The 15,499-nt window shown below is 63.1% G+C and carries 15 protein-coding genes; 4 read left to right on the top strand and 11 right to left on the bottom strand.

All coding sequences use genetic code 11. The features are described from left to right. Positions 1 to 3: 3 nt before the first annotated feature. The 4 genes from LMJ30_RS13215 to LMJ30_RS13200 form a co-directional block, all read right to left on the bottom strand. The gene (locus LMJ30_RS13215) at positions 4 to 990 is read right to left on the bottom strand and encodes a beta-ketoacyl-ACP synthase III (RefSeq protein ID WP_307729298.1); all 987 of its coding nucleotides are present in this window, start codon (positions 988 to 990) and stop codon (positions 4 to 6) included. Positions 991 to 1,000: 10 nt separating this feature from the next. Continuing rightward, positions 1,001 to 2,062, bottom strand: a complete 1,062-nt coding sequence (plsX, locus tag LMJ30_RS13210; protein WP_229432793.1) for a phosphate acyltransferase PlsX — start codon at positions 2,060 to 2,062, stop codon at positions 1,001 to 1,003. A 194-nt stretch (positions 2,063 to 2,256) separates the two neighbouring features. Continuing rightward, a complete protein-coding gene (gene rpmF, locus LMJ30_RS13205) occupies positions 2,257 to 2,439 on the bottom strand; it encodes a 50S ribosomal protein L32 (protein WP_008449924.1) in 183 nt (60 codons plus the stop codon). A gap of 177 nt (positions 2,440 to 2,616) precedes the next feature. Beyond that, the gene (locus LMJ30_RS13200; RefSeq protein WP_229432792.1) at positions 2,617 to 3,114 is read right to left on the bottom strand and encodes a YceD family protein; all 498 of its coding nucleotides are present in this window, start codon (positions 3,112 to 3,114) and stop codon (positions 2,617 to 2,619) included. 158 nt (positions 3,115 to 3,272) lie between these two features. On the opposite strand from LMJ30_RS13200, the gene LMJ30_RS13195 reads away from it, so the two are divergent. Together LMJ30_RS13195 and LMJ30_RS13190 are read left to right on the top strand one after the other, a co-directional pair. Continuing rightward, the gene (locus tag LMJ30_RS13195; protein WP_229432791.1) at positions 3,273 to 3,887 is read left to right on the top strand and encodes a Maf family nucleotide pyrophosphatase; all 615 of its coding nucleotides are present in this window, start codon (positions 3,273 to 3,275) and stop codon (positions 3,885 to 3,887) included. Positions 3,888 to 3,893: 6 nt separating this feature from the next. Next, positions 3,894 to 4,643 carry an SAM-dependent methyltransferase gene (locus LMJ30_RS13190; protein WP_229432790.1) on the top strand — a complete coding sequence of 250 codons (750 nt, stop codon included), beginning with the start codon at positions 3,894 to 3,896 and terminating at the stop codon, positions 4,641 to 4,643. Positions 4,644 to 4,678: 35 nt separating this feature from the next. Here LMJ30_RS13190 and LMJ30_RS13185 read toward each other — a convergent pair whose 3' ends face one another. From LMJ30_RS13185 to LMJ30_RS13165, 5 genes are all read right to left on the bottom strand, one after another. Further along, positions 4,679 to 5,953, bottom strand: a complete 1,275-nt coding sequence (locus LMJ30_RS13185; protein WP_229432789.1) for an EAL and HDOD domain-containing protein — start codon at positions 5,951 to 5,953, stop codon at positions 4,679 to 4,681. A gap of 138 nt (positions 5,954 to 6,091) precedes the next feature. Then, on the bottom strand, positions 6,092 to 7,255 hold the full coding sequence (locus LMJ30_RS13180) for a 23S rRNA (adenine(2030)-N(6))-methyltransferase RlmJ (protein WP_229432788.1): 1,164 nt from the start codon (positions 7,253 to 7,255) through the stop codon (positions 6,092 to 6,094). Between the two features lie 137 nt (positions 7,256 to 7,392). Then, positions 7,393 to 8,691, bottom strand: coding sequence for an isocitrate lyase (aceA, locus tag LMJ30_RS13175; protein WP_229432787.1), 1,299 nt, complete (start codon positions 8,689 to 8,691; stop codon positions 7,393 to 7,395). A gap of 335 nt (positions 8,692 to 9,026) precedes the next feature. Continuing rightward, positions 9,027 to 9,524 carry a ribonuclease E activity regulator RraA gene (gene rraA, locus LMJ30_RS13170; RefSeq protein ID WP_229432786.1) on the bottom strand — a complete coding sequence of 166 codons (498 nt, stop codon included), beginning with the start codon at positions 9,522 to 9,524 and terminating at the stop codon, positions 9,027 to 9,029. Between the two features lie 34 nt (positions 9,525 to 9,558). After that, on the bottom strand, positions 9,559 to 10,767 hold the full coding sequence (locus tag LMJ30_RS13165; protein WP_229432785.1) for an MFS transporter: 1,209 nt from the start codon (positions 10,765 to 10,767) through the stop codon (positions 9,559 to 9,561). Positions 10,768 to 10,901: 134 nt separating this feature from the next. On the opposite strand from LMJ30_RS13165, the gene LMJ30_RS13160 reads away from it, so the two are divergent. Continuing rightward, positions 10,902 to 11,717, top strand: coding sequence for an alpha/beta fold hydrolase (locus LMJ30_RS13160; RefSeq protein ID WP_229432784.1), 816 nt, complete (start codon positions 10,902 to 10,904; stop codon positions 11,715 to 11,717). A gap of 35 nt (positions 11,718 to 11,752) precedes the next feature. Continuing rightward, positions 11,753 to 12,121: a hypothetical protein gene (locus LMJ30_RS13155; RefSeq protein WP_229432783.1), complete on the top strand. Its 369-nt coding sequence runs from the start codon at positions 11,753 to 11,755 to the stop codon at positions 12,119 to 12,121. A gap of 52 nt (positions 12,122 to 12,173) precedes the next feature. Here LMJ30_RS13155 and clpB read toward each other — a convergent pair whose 3' ends face one another. Both clpB and LMJ30_RS13145 read right to left on the bottom strand, forming a co-directional pair. Then, on the bottom strand, positions 12,174 to 14,786 hold the full coding sequence (gene clpB / locus LMJ30_RS13150; protein WP_229432782.1) for an ATP-dependent chaperone ClpB: 2,613 nt from the start codon (positions 14,784 to 14,786) through the stop codon (positions 12,174 to 12,176). Positions 14,787 to 14,919: 133 nt separating this feature from the next. After that, a complete protein-coding gene (locus LMJ30_RS13145) occupies positions 14,920 to 15,489 on the bottom strand; it encodes a DUF5655 domain-containing protein (protein WP_229432781.1) in 570 nt (189 codons plus the stop codon). Between the last annotated feature and the right edge of the window lie 10 nt (positions 15,490 to 15,499).

The raw sequence follows: 15,499 nt of genomic DNA, 5'->3' as shown, positions 1-15,499 counted from the left end.
TGCTTACATCTTGAAGAGGACAGCGCCCCAGGTGAAACCGCCGCCTACCGCTTCGAGCATGACGTTATCGCCTGGCTTCACGCGGCCATCGCGCACGGCCGTGTCGAGCGCCAGCGGCACCGAGGCAGCCGAGGTATTGCCGTGCTGGTCGACGGTAACGACCATCTTTTCCAGCGGCAGGTCGAGCTTCTTGGCGGTGCTTTTCATGATGCGGATATTGGCCTGGTGCGGAATCAGCCAGTCGATCTGCGACGCCGTCATGCCGGCATCTTCCAGCACCTCGTTGGCGACCTGTTCCAGCACCGTCACGGCAAGCTTGAACACGGCCTGGCCATCCATGTACAGGAAAGCGCTGCCTTCGACGGCCCCGCCGGCCAGGCTGCCCGGAATGCTGAGGATGTCGGCGTGGCGGCCGTCGGCGTGCATCTTGGTCGACAGAACGCCAGGCTCGGTGGAGGCGCTCATCACGATGGCGCCGGCGCCGTCGCCGAACAGCACGCAGGTGGTGCGGTCTTCGAAATTGAGGATGCGCGAGAAGACTTCGGCGCCGATCACCAGCACGTTCTTGTGCACGCCCGCCTTGATGAAGGCGTCGGCGGTCGAGACCGCGTAGACGAAGCCGCTGCAGACGGCCTGGACGTCGAAGGCGGCGCTGTTGTTGTGCATGCCGAGCTTGCGCTGGACGATGCAGGCGGTGCTCGGGAAGCTGCCGTGGAAGTCAGGCGTCGAGCTGGCCACGATGACCAGGTCGATTTCTTCGGGCTGCTTGCCAGCCATGTCCAGCGCCTTTTTAGCTGCCTCGACGGCGAGGTCGGAGGACATCTGCCCGGCCGCCGCGTAGTGACGCGCCGAAATACCGCTGCGCGAGACGATCCACTCGTCCGAGGTTTCGATGCCCTGGGCCGCCAGTTGCGCAGCCAGTTCATCATTGCTTACACGCTGTGCTGGCAGATAGCTGCCGGTGCCGATAATTTTGCTGTACAAAGTCATTCGAACCGTCCTACTGTGTAGTTGAGCCTGTCAAATCTTGGTCAGGCGTGCGGGGCATCAGCTCGGCGATCAGGGTCGAGAGCTGCTCTTGCACATTATATTTTGCCGCATCGAATGAGCGTTTGATCGCCCACTCGAATGAGTAAGAATCCGCACCGCCGTGGCTCTTGAAGACGAGGCCGCGCAAACCGAGCAGGCTGGCGCCGTTGTAGCGTGACGGGTTGAAGCGATTGCCGATGTTTTTCAGCGCGCCGCGTGCGACCAGTGCGCCCAGCATCGTCAGCGGACTGCGCTTGAATTCGCTGGTCATCACATCCTTGACGAAACGGCCGAGGCCCTCGACCGCCTTCAGGGTGACATTGCCGACAAAACCGTCGCAGACGATGATGTCGGTGGTGCCCTTGAAGATGTCGTTGCCTTCGACGTTGCCATGGAAGTTCAGGATGCCGCGCTCGTGGTCCTCGCGCAGCAGCTTGGCGGTCGACTTGACCACCTCGTTACCCTTGATCTCTTCGGTGCCGACATTCAGCAAGCCGATGGTCGGGCGTGCGATGCCTTCCATGGCCGACACCAGCACCGAACCCATGATGGCGAACTGGTGCAGGTGGTGCGGTTCGCAATCGACGTTCGCGCCCAGGTCGAGCATGTAGGTCGGGCCGTTTTTCTGGTTCGGGAGGATCGAGCAGATGGCCGGGCGGTCGACGCCAGCCATGGTCTTGAGCACGTAGCGCGACACGGCCATCAGGGCGCCGGTGTTGCCGGCCGAGACGCAGGCCGCAGCCTTGCCGTCCTTGACCATCTCGATGGCCACCCGCATCGACGAATCCTTCTTGCGGCGCAACGCCACTTCGACCGGATCGTCCATCTCCACCAGTTCGGATGCATGCTGCACCGACAGGCGCGGGTGGGTGTCCGCATGGTGTTTCTTGAGTTCCGCGCGCAATACATCCTCCAGGCCGACGAGGATCAGCTCTGCCTGGGGTTCGCTTTTGACGAAGGAAATTGCCGCGGGAATAGTAACTGAGGGGCCGTGATCGCCGCCCATGCAGTCAATGGATATTTTAATTGTCATTTGTTGGGTTACCGCGATTCAACTACAACGGGCGGCAAGACGCGATCTGAAAACAGGCAGGCGCCAGCCAGATGCAGCGGAATTCAAAATGACGGTGTGCAAAAACTGATTGCAGCCGGAGACAAAGAAAAAGCGGCGCAACGCACGATAGATACGCAGCACCGCCTTCATCTTACTAGAAGACAAAACGTCGATTACTCGTCGTTTTTGGTCTTCAGTACTTTACGGCCACGGTAGAAGCCGTTCGGGCTGATGTGGTGACGCAGGTGCGTTTCACCGGTGGTTGGCTCGATACCCAACTGCGGCGCAACCAGGAAATCGTGCGAACGGTGCATGCCGCGCTTCGATGGGGACTTCTTATTCTGCTGAACTGCCATGATGACTCCTAATACATAAGTTCTAAAATTCTAACACATTCGACTTGCAAATACATGCTAATCGAGTATCCCAGCGGCAAATGTTACTTCACCGACATGTTTAACGCTGTCTCACATTTCACTACACACTGCCATACTCGACTGCTACACGCGTTTGACACGTTTGTTACCTACTGCTTATTCTTTACTCAGAGTTTTCAGCCCCGCAAATGGCGATGGCTTCTCGGCCTTGAGGGTGTCCAGCAGACTCGTGTCCGGGCACACCTCGTGTTTTGGCGCCTGCGGCAGGGCCAGCAAGGCTTCGTCTTCCAGCAGGTCGCGGATATCGCAGGTACGGCTGCCGACGATGACGTCAATGCTCTCGTCGTCGATCACTTCCTCGATCTCGTCGGCACTTGCGTCGTCCGTGCCCAACATCAGCACAGTCGACGAATCGATCTCGTACGAGAATGGCGTCAGGCAGCGCTGGCAGATCAGCTGGACCGTGCCGGAGACCGACAGGGTCATTTGCGGATAACCATGCTTGCTGGTTGCACCATCGATGGACCAGGCGATCTCGCCCGACTGGTCGGCACATTCCTTGTTTAACCGGCTCATTTCGGCGACTGGCGTGACGCCGTCGCGATGGCCGTTGCTTCGACAAAATTCAAAGGCGTCGATGACAAAAGCGCTCATTGCAGAAAATTTCCCCGGAAAACCTGCGATAATAACAGGCTTCTCGCCGCAGAGTCAAAGACTTAGCGCATTTTTTGCAGGCGCAGGGCGAGACCTGTGGCTGGCCGGACAATCGTGTGGTTGCCGGGCCGGCGCCCACCCTTTTTCGGCTGAACCGCATGATACCAACTTCCGCCCCACCGCGCCTGATTCTTGCATCCGGATCCGCCTACCGCCGCGAGCTGCTCGGCCGCCTGCGCCTGCCGTTCGAGGTGATGGCGCCCGACATCGACGAGTCGCCGCTGGCCGGCGAGACGCCGGAAGCGACCGCGCTGCGGCTGGCCTGCGCCAAGGCGCGCGCCATCGCCGAGCGGGCGCCAGGCAGCATCGTGATTGGTTCGGACCAGGTCGCCACCTTGAACGGCGAGCAGATCGGCAAACCCGGCACCCATGAAGCCGCCCTCGCCCAGCTGCAAAAAATGCGCGGCCGCCGGGTGGTGTTCCATACCGCGCTGTGCGTGTGGGATGGCCGTGCGACCGCCCTGACCGGCCCTGCGCAGGTCGAGAACGTCCAGGTGTTCGTCACCTTCCGCGACCTGCCCGACGCCGAACTCGACGCCTACCTGCGCATCGAGCAACCCTACGACTGCGCCGGCAGCGCCAAGAACGAAGGACTGGGCATCGCCCTGCTCTCCGAGGTCAGCAGCACTGACCCGACCGCCCTCACCGGCCTGCCGCTGATTGCCCTGACCGGCATGCTGCGCAAGGCCGGCATTCAATTCTTTACCCATTAAGCATTCATGCCCGGCACTCTTTACCTGATCCCGAATACCCTTGGCCCCACCGAGGCCGCCCCTCATGCCTTGTCGCATGTGATTCCCGAGCATGTGCAGGCCGTGACGGCCAGCCTCGACTACTTCGTGGCCGAGAACGCCAAGACCGCGCGCGCCTTCCTGAAACTGGTCGCGATCGACCACCCGCTGGCAAAGACCCTGCAGGAAATCGAGATTGCGGAACTGAACGTCAACACCCCGGCCGCGGCCCTGGCTGGATTGCTGGCGCCCCTGCTGGCGGGGCGCGATGCCGGCCTGGTGTCGGAAGCTGGGGTGCCGGCAGTCGCCGACCCGGGGGCCGACCTGGTGCGGCTTGCGCACCAGCATGGAATTACCGTGCGGCCGCTGGTCGGGCCGTCGTCCTTGCTGCTGGCCGTGATGGCGAGCGGGCTCAATGGCCAGAGCTTTGCGTTCAATGGCTATCTGCCGACCGATGCGGCGCTGCGCACGAAGCGGCTGAAAGAGCTGGAGCAGCGGTCCCGGAACGAGAAGCAGACCCAGCTGTTTATCGAGACCCCTTACCGGAATGGCGCGATGCTGGAGGCATTGGTCGCCAGTTGCCAGCCGGGCACCTTGATTTGCGTGGCGACGGACTTGAGCTTGCCGACCGAATCCGTGCGGACCATGGCGGCCAACAAGTGGAAAGCGGCGCTTGCGGCAGGCAAGGCGCCAGATTTCCACAAAAAACCGACGGTGTTTTTGTTGTTGGGGCAGTAGCGTTCAAAACGGCGGATGCGCTTCGCTTATCCGCCCTACGCGGCTCTGGTTTTCGGCATTTCGGTGTCGTGCGCCAGCTCGTTGACCCACTCGAAGGCGCGCAGTTCGATCTCGCGCACTTGCCGCACGCTGATACCGAGTTTCTTCAGCGCCTTCGTCAGCGCCTGGCCCTCGGAGGGATTTTCCAGCAGTTCGACGACCCGCAGCATCTCGCCCAGCTCGCCTTCCCGCGCCAGCAGCGCCGCACGGACGTCGTCCGGCACCTCGACCGTTTCCAGCACGTCCTGCATCGACATCGAGAACAAGGCATCCATCAGCGACATGATGCCGACCGTGAAGCCAGTGTCGGCGTGCGCGCGCATGCCGGGATGGAGCTGCTGGGCCATCAGCTCCATCAGCTTGCCGCGCGTCGTGGCCATTTGCAGCAGCGGTGAATTCAGCTCGACCTGGCCGCCCGGCTTCGAGTACAGCAGGATCTGCAGCCAGCGCTGCAGGCGGTCGCGGCCCAGCTTGTTGATCGCTTCGCCCAGCGAGTCGATGTGCCCGGCGGAACCGGCTGCGGGGGTATTCACCAGCCGCAGCAAATTGAGCCCGACCGAGGCGTCGCGCTTGACCGCCATTTCAATTTCGCCGTCGTCCGCATCGGAATTGATCAGGTCGAGCAGGCGCAGGATGACCAGTTCGGTAGGGGCAATTTTCTTGCCGCTCATGATCGTTGGCCGGGCGAAGTAAAAGCCCTGGAAATAATCGAAGCCCAGCGCCAGGCAGGCCTCGAACTCCTCCACCGTTTCAACCTTTTCGGCCAGCAGTTTCTTCTTGCGGCCGCTGAATTTGCGCACCAGCGCAGGCAGCCTGGCGCGGTCGACGCCTTTGAGGTCGATCTTGATCACCTCGGCGAGGTCGAACAGCTTGCTGACGTCATCCGAGTCCGCAATCACGTCATCGAGCGCAAATTTGAAGCCAAGTTCGCGCAACTCCTCGACCCGCGCGATCAGCTCGGGCGTTGCCCTGACGGTTTCGAGGATCTCCAGGATGACGCCGTCGTGCGGCAGGAAGCGAACGAAGTCGCTCATGAGAACGACTTCGTCGACGTTCAGGAAGGCCAGCCGCCCGCCCAGCACGACTTCCATGCCTAGCTGGGAAGCATGGGAAATGACGGCGGCGGTGGCCGACGCCTGGTCGGTGACGTTGGCTTCGCACGCGCCTGCCGTGCGAAACAGCAATTCGTAAGCAACCAGGCATTGGTCGCGTCCAAGGATAGGCTGGCGCGCTAAAAAGAAATCGTCGGAAATGGTGGCGTCGTTAGCCATGAAAACTCCCAAATGCGACTGGACGCCCGGACGGCAACCAGCCGTGGCCGCCCCGTGAAGGGAAGCCACAGCTTGAATATACTATAAATATTACATTCTTAACATTTGGATATTGAATCGTACGGCCGGGTTAGCGGGTCAAGGCCGTTTCGGGCCACGTCCGCCACCCGGACGGCCGCCGGGGGTGGCGGCGGTCGGACGCGAGCTGCGCACCGGTGCGCCGCCCGGACGCTGGCTGCCTGGCTTGGCAGGCGCGCGCGGTCCGGTGGCGGCAGCGCCCGGCGTTCCCGCCGGGGCCTGGCCTGGCAGGCGCAGGCTGCCCGTGCCGGAGGTGGGGCTGGCGCGGCGCGCGTTACCGACCGGCATGCGGACCGCGCCGTTGGCGCCGACGCGGGCCGTTGCGGTACCGGTCACCTGGGCGCCGCGTTCGATGGTAAAGGTTGCGCCGGCATCCTTGCCCAGCACCTTGACCAGGTAAGGCATCACTTCGCGCAGGGTCGGCTCGAGCGTGTATGGCGGATTCAGGATGAACATGCCGCTGCTGTGCAGCGGGCCGAAGCCATCCGGCCCCGGCGTGGTGACGGTCAGGGTCACGTTGATCCATTCCTTGCACGGAAGGCGCTTGAGCTTGTCGGCGAACTGGCGCGATTCCATGCGCTGCAGTACCGGGTACCAGACCGCGAACACGCCGCTCGGGAAGCGCGCCAGCGAGTCGGCCAGCATGTCGCGCACCTTGCGGTAGTCCTGCTTGTCCTCGTAAGGCGGATCGATCAGCACCAGCGCGCGGCGCGACGGCGGCGGCAGCAGGGTTTTGATGCCGTGGAAGCCATCGCCACGCTCGATCAGCACGCGCTTGCCGCGTCCTGACGGGCGCTCGCCCTGGGCGGCGGCATGCTCCTCAACCTTGCGGAAATTGTCCGCGAGGATCTTGCTGTCGGCGGGATGCAGCTCGAACAGGCGCAGGCGGTCTTGCTCGCGCATCATCTTGTCCGCGCAGTAAGGCGAGCCCGGGTAGTAGCGCATCTTGCCGCTCGGGTTCAGGCCCTTGACGAGGTTGACGTAGGCCGCCAGCGACTTCGGCAGGTCCTTGCGTTCCCACAACGGGCCGATGCCGGTTTCGTATTCGGCGTTTTTCGACGCGTAGCCGCTGTCGAGCGCGTACACGCCCGCACCGGAATGGGTGTCGATGTAGGTATAGGCCGTGTCCTTCTGGTTCATGTACTCGTGCAACTGAATCTGCACGAAGTGCTTCAGGACGTCAGCGTGGTTACCCGCATGAAAGGCGTGGCGGTAGCTCAACATAGCTTGGAAATTCCATTCAAAAAGGTGTTCTGGTCCGCCATTATCCCCCAAGAACGTAAAAAGGCCGCAGTTTAATGCCGGCTTGCGGCATTCAACTGCGGCCATCCCGGGACGGACCCGGCAGTCGCTAGCGGGCCTTAAGCGACTTTCTTTTCGTCGAAGAACTGTTCATCTTCGGTCGAACCGTGCAGTGCCGTGGTCGAGCTCTGGTTCTGCTGGATGGTCTGGGTGACCGCGTCGAAGTAGCCGGTGCCGACTTCGCGCTGGTGCTTGACCGCGGTGAAGCCCTTGTCGGCGGCAGCGAATTCGGCTTCCTGCAGTTCGACGAAGGCCGACATCTGGCGGCGGGCGTAGCCGTGGGCCAGGTTGAACATGCCGTAGTTCAGCGCATGGAAGCCAGCCAGGGTGATGAACTGGAACTTGTAGCCCATGGCGCCCAGCTCTTTCTGGAACTTGGCGATGGTGGCGTCGTCCAGGTTTTTCTTCCAGTTGAACGATGGCGAGCAGTTGTATGCCAGCATCTTGCCTGGGAACTTGGCGTGAACCGCTTCAGCGAACTGCTTGGCGAACGCCAGGTCCGGCTTGCCGGTTTCGCACCACACCAGGTCGGCGAACGGGGCGTAAGCCAGCGCGCGCGAGATGGCCTGTTCGATACCTGGCTTGACGCGGTAGAAGCCTTCCACGGTGCGCTCGCCGGTGCAGAACGGCGCATCGTTGGGGTCCACGTCGGAGGTCAGCAGGTCGGCGGCTTCGGCATCGGTGCGGGCGATCACCAGGGTTGGCGTGCCCATCACGTCGGCGGCCAGGCGCGCCGCGGTCAGCTTTTCGACGGCTTCACGGCTAGGCACCAGCACCTTGCCGCCCATGTGGCCGCACTTCTTGACGGAGGCCAGCTGGTCTTCGAAGTGCACGCCGGCAGCGCCCGCTTCAATCATCGACTTCATCAGTTCGTAGGCGTTGAGCACGCCGCCGAAACCAGCTTCCGCGTCAGCGACGATCGGTGCGAAGTAATCGATGTCGTCCTTGCCTTCGGACCACTGGATCTGGTCGGCGCGGGCAAAGGTGTTGTTGATGCGCTTGACGACCAGCGGCACCGAATTGGCTGGGTACAGCGACTGGTCCGGGTACATTTCGCCAGCCACGTTGGCGTCGCCCGCCACCTGCCAGCCCGACAGGTAGATGGCCTTCAGGCCGGCCTTGACTTGCTGCATGGCCTGGTTGCCGGTCATCGCGCCGAGGGCGTTGACGAATGGCTCGTTGTTGACGAGGTCCCACAGTTTTTCAGCGCCGCGCTTGGCCAGCGTATGCTCGATCTGCAGCGATCCACGCAGCCGCACCACGTCGGCCGCCGTGTAGTTGCGGACAACGCCTTTCCAGCGCGGGTTGGTATCCCAGTCTTGTTGAAGGGCTGCTGCTTGCTGTTCACGAGTTGCCATGTTGTTCTCCCAATTAAAGCTAAGTTATGAAGCGAAATCCGTTAGACAAATCATAGCGCTGCTTGTGCACGGCACAACCACTCTTATATAAGACATATAAGCTAATTTTAGTCTTTTAAATTCAATCGCTTAGCTTTAGCTTTTCAGGATGCGAAACGTAATTTCTTAGAATGGAAGAGATTGACTGCGGAAATTTGTGCAGCGTTCCGCGATGTGAAACGCTCATCTCGCCCAATGAAAAACCCGCCCCGGACAGCATGCCTCGGAGCAGGAATCGGACGTTGAGATCAGGCAATAAGACGGCTGCGCAGTGCGCGTAGCCGATCGGCAGAATCTCAAATGATTTTCTGCTGGGCAACCAGTACGCCGTCCGCATCGGCATAGATCCAGTCGCCGGGCGTGACGGGCACGCCGGCAATCATGACGCGCACATTGCGCTCGCCCGCGCCGCGCTTGGCGCTCTTCTGCGGATGCGTCGCCAGCGCGCGCACGCCGACGCTGCAGGCATCGATTTCTTCCGAGTCGCGCACGCAGCCATCGACGATGATGCCGGCCCAGTTGTTGTCCTGGGCCAGCAGCGCAAGTTGTCCGCCGACGAGCGCGCGGCGCATGCTGCCGCCGCCATCGACAACCAGCACGTTGCCGTTGCCCGGAGTTTCCAGGGTCGCGCGTACCAGCGCGTTGTCTTCAAACACCTTCAGCGTGATTACCCGCCCGGAAAACCTGGTGTTCTTGCCGAAGTGGCGAAATACCGGCGGCAAGACTGCCAGCCGCCCGTCTTCCAGCAGTTGTGGATGGTCATCGCAGATGTCTGCGGTAGCAAAATGGGTCATGAGAAGGCCGGGAAAGGTTGATATTTATGCCATTCTAAGCGTTTTGCAGCGCCGGCGCGCGGCTGCGACCGCCTACGCCCACCGCCGTCGCGATCGCCAGTAGCTGGAACAGCGCGATGCAGATGAACACCCATGATGAATGACCGCCATCCATCAGCGCGCCGAACAGCAAGGGGCCAACGGCCAGGCCGCTGTCCAGGCCGGAATACACGACGCCGAACACCCGGCCGGTGGCATTCTTCGGCGCGGCGGCGCGGATGAGCAGGTCGCGCGATGGCCCGGCGACGCCGGCAGCCAGGCCGATCAGGCCCATCATGATCGTCGTCGACCAGCCTGGCACGGCGCCGGAAGCGAGCACCAGCGCCAGCGCTGCCGCCAGCGTGAACGCGCCGGCAATGGTGCGGTCGTGATTCTGCGTCTTCGAGGCCAGGACCCCCCCCAGCACCATGCCGCCGGCCGACGCCAGCATGTAGGCCGAGTAAGCGGCCATGGCGGAGGCCAGCGACACCTGGTACAGCGCGACCAGGCTGGTCGATGAAAAACTCTGGATGCCGCCCAGCGCCACAGCGGTAAGGAAGAAGAAGCCGAAACTCATCCACACGGCAGGCAGCCGCAAGAAGCCGAACGCGCTCCCCTCCACGCTCGCGTGCGCTTTTGGCGGAACAGGATCGGCGTACAGCGCCGCGCGGTTCAGGAACAACAGCAACAAGGTCGCAAACGGAATCACGGACGCCGCAAGCAGCGCGGTACGCCAGCTGGAGAAGGTGGCCACGATGGCGAGGAACACCGGCGCGGCCGCCCATCCGAGGTTGCCGCTGATGCCGTGCACCGAGAAAGCATGGGCAATGCGGGCCTTCGACACCCGCTGGTTCAGCAAGGTGTAATCCGATGGATGGAACACGGAATTGCCCAGGCCGGCCAGCATCGAGCCAGCCAGCAACATCGCGTAGTGATTCGCGCTGGCAAGCACCAGCGCTGCGACGCCCAGCAGCGCCATGCCGCCGAACAGCACGCGGCGCGCGCCGACCCGGTCGACCACGAAACCGGCGAGCGCCTGGCCGACGCCGGAGACGACGAAGAACACGGTCATCAGCAGGCCAAGCTCGGCATAGCTGAGGTTGAACGCGGGCTTCAGCCAGGGAAACAGGCTGGCAAGGATCAGGTGATAGAAGTGGGACACGCCGTGCGCCAGGCCGACAAGGCCGATGACGCGCGCGTCGGCGCGCAGGGAAACTGCTTGCATTGGCAGGCTCGGGAGGAAGGTCGAGCAGCTAGTGTAGCCGCCTTCGCCGCCCCTTGCCGATGGCCGCCCTTTTCGATCGCGGGATCGCTCCAGGCTTGTTACCATATCGTCTTTGCAGATCGAGCAGGCAACAGATGCACACAGGCGAAGCCGACTTGAACATCCAGGCACGCGGCCATGGCAATCCGCTGGTGTGGGCGCACGGCCTGATGTCGAGCATCGCCACGGAAGATGCCCTTGGCTGGTTCGGCTGGGATCGGCTACCCGGCACGGTCCGGCTGGTCCGCTACGACGCGCGCGGCCATGGCCAGAGCGGCGCGGTGCACGGGGCCGCGGCATTCCGTTGGCAAAACCTTGGCGCCGACATGCTGGCCGTTGGCGATGCTGCTGGCGCTTCCCGCTTCATCGCGGGCGGCATGTCGATGGGCTGCGCAAGCGCCATCCACGCCGCCGTGCAGGCGCCGGAACGCATTGCCGGACTGGTCCTCGCGATGCCGCCGATGATCTGGGAACACCGCGCGGCGCAACGCGAAATGTACCAGCGCATCGCCAATCGCGGCGTCGAAGCCGACGGCCGCGCGCTGGCCCGGCTGATGAGCCGCGACCTCGCGCGCACCCTCCCCAGGTGGCTGACGGACACATCGCCCGGCATTGCCGCAAGCCTGGCAACCGGCGTGCGCGCAATCGACCGCCGCATCATTCCCGACCTGTTCCACGGCGCGGCAATGTCCGACTTGCCGCCCCGGCCCGCACTCGATGCGCTTGCCCACATCCCCGCCCTGATCCTCGCATGGCGTGGCGACAGTACCCACCCACTCGCCTCGGCGCTGGAATTGCACCGGCTGCTGCCCAGGTCCACGCTCCATGTTGCCGCGAGCCATGAGGAGTTCCTTCAGTTTCCTCTCCGCATAGGCGCCTTCGCTGCAAGCCTTGGCATGCCAGACTTATAATTGTTTTTTGTATCGAAGGCACGAGAGGCAGTCAGATGGACATGCAGCAGTTATGGATTGAGTCGGTAGGCGGGATTATCGTCGCCAGGATGCGCGGCGAGCTGTCCGACCCCATGATGGTCGAAGCCCACCAGCGGGTGCTGGCGCTGGCGACCGAGACCGGCCAGACCAAGGTCATCTATAACGCCCTGGAACTCCTCGCGCCCAGCATCGACCTGGTGGTGAGGCAGCAGGAACTGGTGGAATCCGAACTCGCGTCGATGACCTTGCGCCGCGCGCTGGTCGTTCCAAACACCCGCCTCGCCTACCTCGCGCGCCTGGCGTTTGGCGACGGTGAACACCGCGTGTTCTATAACGACCTCGCCGCGGCGTTTAGCTGGTTGCAGGAACCGGACCGCACATAAAAAAACCGCGCCGTGGCTTTTCGCCAGGGCGCGGTCATTCAGCCACGGCCGCTTAGGCCGTTTCCATCTCCGTCGCGGCAGGCTCCTCGAACACCAGTTCGCCATGATCCACGCGCACGCGGACCGTATCCTTGGGCCCGAACTTGCCAGCCAGGATAGCCTTCGACAAGGGGTTTTCGATCTGCTGCTGGATCGCCCGCTTGAGCGGACGGGCGCCATACACCGGATCGTAGCCCGCCTCCGCGATCTTCTGCAGCGCGGCGTCGTCGATATCGAGCGCCATCTCCATCTTGCCCAGGCGTTCTTCCAGGTGCTTGAGCTGGATTTTCGCAATCGCGCCGATGTTCTTCTCGTCGAGCGCGTGGAACACCACGATCTCGTCGATACGGTTGATGAACTCCGGGCGGAAGTGCGAACGCACCTCGGCCATCACCGCCAGCTTCACCACGCCCGGGTCGTCGCTGTCCATCGACTGGATCTTGTGCGACCCAAGGTTCGAGGTCATCACGATGACGGTATTCTTGAAGTCGACCGTGCGCCCCTGCCCGTCCGTCATGCGGCCGTCGTCGAGCACCTGCAGCAGCACGTTGAACACGTCGTGGTGGGCCTTCTCGACTTCATCGAGCAGGATCACGCTGTACGGCTTGCGGCGCACCGCTTCAGTCAGGTAGCCGCCTTCGTCGTAACCCACGTAGCCCGGCGGCGCACCGATCAGGCGGGCCACCGAATGCTTCTCCATGAATTCGCTCATGTCGATGCGGATCATCGATTCCTCGGTATCGAACAGGAAGTTGGCCAGCGCCTTGCACAGCTCCGTCTTGCCCACGCCCGTCGGCCCGAGGAACATGAAGGAACCGTACGGACGGTTCGGATCGGCCAGGCCGGCGCGCGAGCGGCGGATCGCATCGGCCACGGCGACAATCGCCTCGTCCTGGCCCACCACGCGTTCGTGCAGCTTCTCTTCGATGTGCAGCAGCTTGTCACGCTCGCCCTGCATCATGCGCGACACGGGAATGCCGGTCGCGCGCGACACCACTTCGGCGATTTCCTCGGCGCCGACCTGGGTGCGCAGCAGCTTGGGCTTGTTCTCCTGCTGTTCGCGGCCGGCCGACATCTCGGCCTGTTTCAGCTCGGCTTCCAGCTGCGGCAGGCGGCCGTACTGGAGTTCGGACATGCGGCCATAATCGCTCTGGCGCCGCGCCTCTTCCATCTGGTGGCGCACCAGCTCGATTTCTTCCTTGATGTGGGTGGTCCCCTGCACCATCGCCTTTTCCGACTTGAGCACTTCTTCGAAGTCGTTGTACTCGCGTTCCAGGCGCGCGATCTCTTCGTTGATCAGCTCCAGCCGGCGGAACGAGGCTTCGTCCTTTTCCTTCTTGACCGCCTCGCGCTCGATCTTCAGCTGGATGATGCGGCGTTCCAGCCTGTCCATCACCTCCGGCTTCGAGTCGATCTCGATCTTGATCTTGGAAGCGGCTTCGTCGATCAGGTCGATCGCCTTGTCGGGCAGGAAGCGGTCGGTGATGTAGCGGTGCGACAGCTCGGCCGCGGCGATGATGGCCGCGTCGGTGATCTCCACCTTGTGGTGCAGCTCGTACTTGTCCTGCAAACCACGCAGGATGGCGATGGTCGCCTCCACGCTCGGCTCGTCGACCATGATCTTCTGGAAGCGGCGCTCCAGCGCGGCGTCCTTCTCGATGTACTTGCGGTACTCGTCGAGCGTGGTGGCGCCGACGCAATGCAGCTCGCCGCGCGCCAGCGCAGGCTTGAGCATGTTGCCCGCGTCCATCGCACCCTCGGCCTTGCCGGCGCCGACCATCGTGTGCATCTCGTCGATGAACACGATCGTCTGGCCCTCGTCCTGCGCCAGTTCCTTGAGCACGGACTTGAGGCGTTCCTCGAACTCGCCGCGGTATTTGGCGCCTGCCAGCAGCGCGGCCATGTCGAGCGACAGCACCCGCTTGCCCTTGAGCGAATCGGGCACCTCGCCGTTGATGATGCGCTGGGCCAGGCCCTCAACAATGGCGGTCTTGCCGACACCCGGCTCGCCGATCAGCACCGGGTTGTTCTTGGTGCGCCGCTGCAGCACCTGGATCGCGCGGCGGATCTCGTCGTCGCGGCCGATCACCGGGTCGAGCTTGCCCATGCGGGCGCGTTCGGTCAGGTCGAGCGTGTACTTTTTAAGCGCCTCGCGCTGTCCCTCGGCGTCTGCCGACTGGACGCCCTCGCCGCCGCGCACGGCATTGATGGCCGTTTCCAGCGACTTGCGCGCCAGGCCGTTTTCGCGCGCCAGGCGGCCGGCGTCGGACTTGTCCTCGGTCAGCGCCAGCAGCACCATTTCGCTGGACACGAACTGGTCGCCGCGCTTTTGCGCTTCCTTGTCGGCCAGGTTCAGCATCGAGACGAACTCGCGCCCGACCTGGACTTCGCCGCCGGTGCCAGTGACTTTCGGCAAGCGCTCCAGCGCGCCTTTCAGCGCACTGGTCAGCCCGCCGACGTTGACGCCCGCGCGCTGCAACAGCGAACGCGCGCCGCCGTCGTCCTGGTTCAACAGGGCCGTCAACAGGTGTACCGGTTCTATGTATTGGTTATCGTTTCCGACCGCCAGGCTTTGCGCGTCCGCGAGCGCTTCCTGGAGCTTGGTCGTCAGTTTGTCTTGCCGCATGATGATGCTCCCGCTAGTATTTAACTTGAAAGCAAGGTTGGGCCAGGCAGATGCCTTTTCAAGATGGCATCACCAGCAAACATCATGAATGAAATTGCGGCAAGACGGCGCGAGCTTGGCCGCGGCGCGCCGCTCAGCCGGCGCTATCGAAGGCCTGCCTGGCCCAGGCGATCAGCTCGGCGTCGACCTCGGCTGCGTCGGTCAAGCGGACCTTGTAGTTGCACATGCCGCCCGGGGCCTGTTCCAGCAGCCGGTCGGTGGCCGGAACGCCCTTCATATTGAGGCCGAGCTCGAAGCGGGTATTGGTAGCCGGCCCCAGCATGGCGAACTGCTTCTTGCGGCGCAGGCTCAGGTAGCCCTTCTTGGGGGCGATCTCGAACTCGCCAAATTGCCCAATGGCATCCATCAGCCTGTCATGGATGGGCCGCAGCGCCGCCTTCGGGCCGGCGTAGATCGCGTCGAGCACCTCGCCTGCCTCCTTGCCGGCAGACTCGGCGGCCCCGCCGGAGCCCATTACGTGGTGCACGGTCGTGTTGGCGTCGCCGTGGCCCATGCCGAGTTCGCGCTTGAGGTAGTCGCGCAGCTCGCCGTGCCTGGACAGGCCGCTGGCGCGCAGGATGTCGCCCAGTTCGGCCAGGGTCTTGCCGCTGCGTTTCTCGATGTTGGCGAGCTGCGTCGCCACTGCCTTGTCCAAATCCGCCACGGTGATCTCC

It is taken from the genome of Massilia agrisoli (assembly GCF_020831365.1).
In the GTDB taxonomy this organism is placed as follows: Bacteria; Pseudomonadota; Gammaproteobacteria; order Burkholderiales; family Burkholderiaceae_D; genus Telluria_A; species Telluria_A agrisoli.
This window is presented reverse-complemented; position numbering and strand designations above follow the sequence as displayed.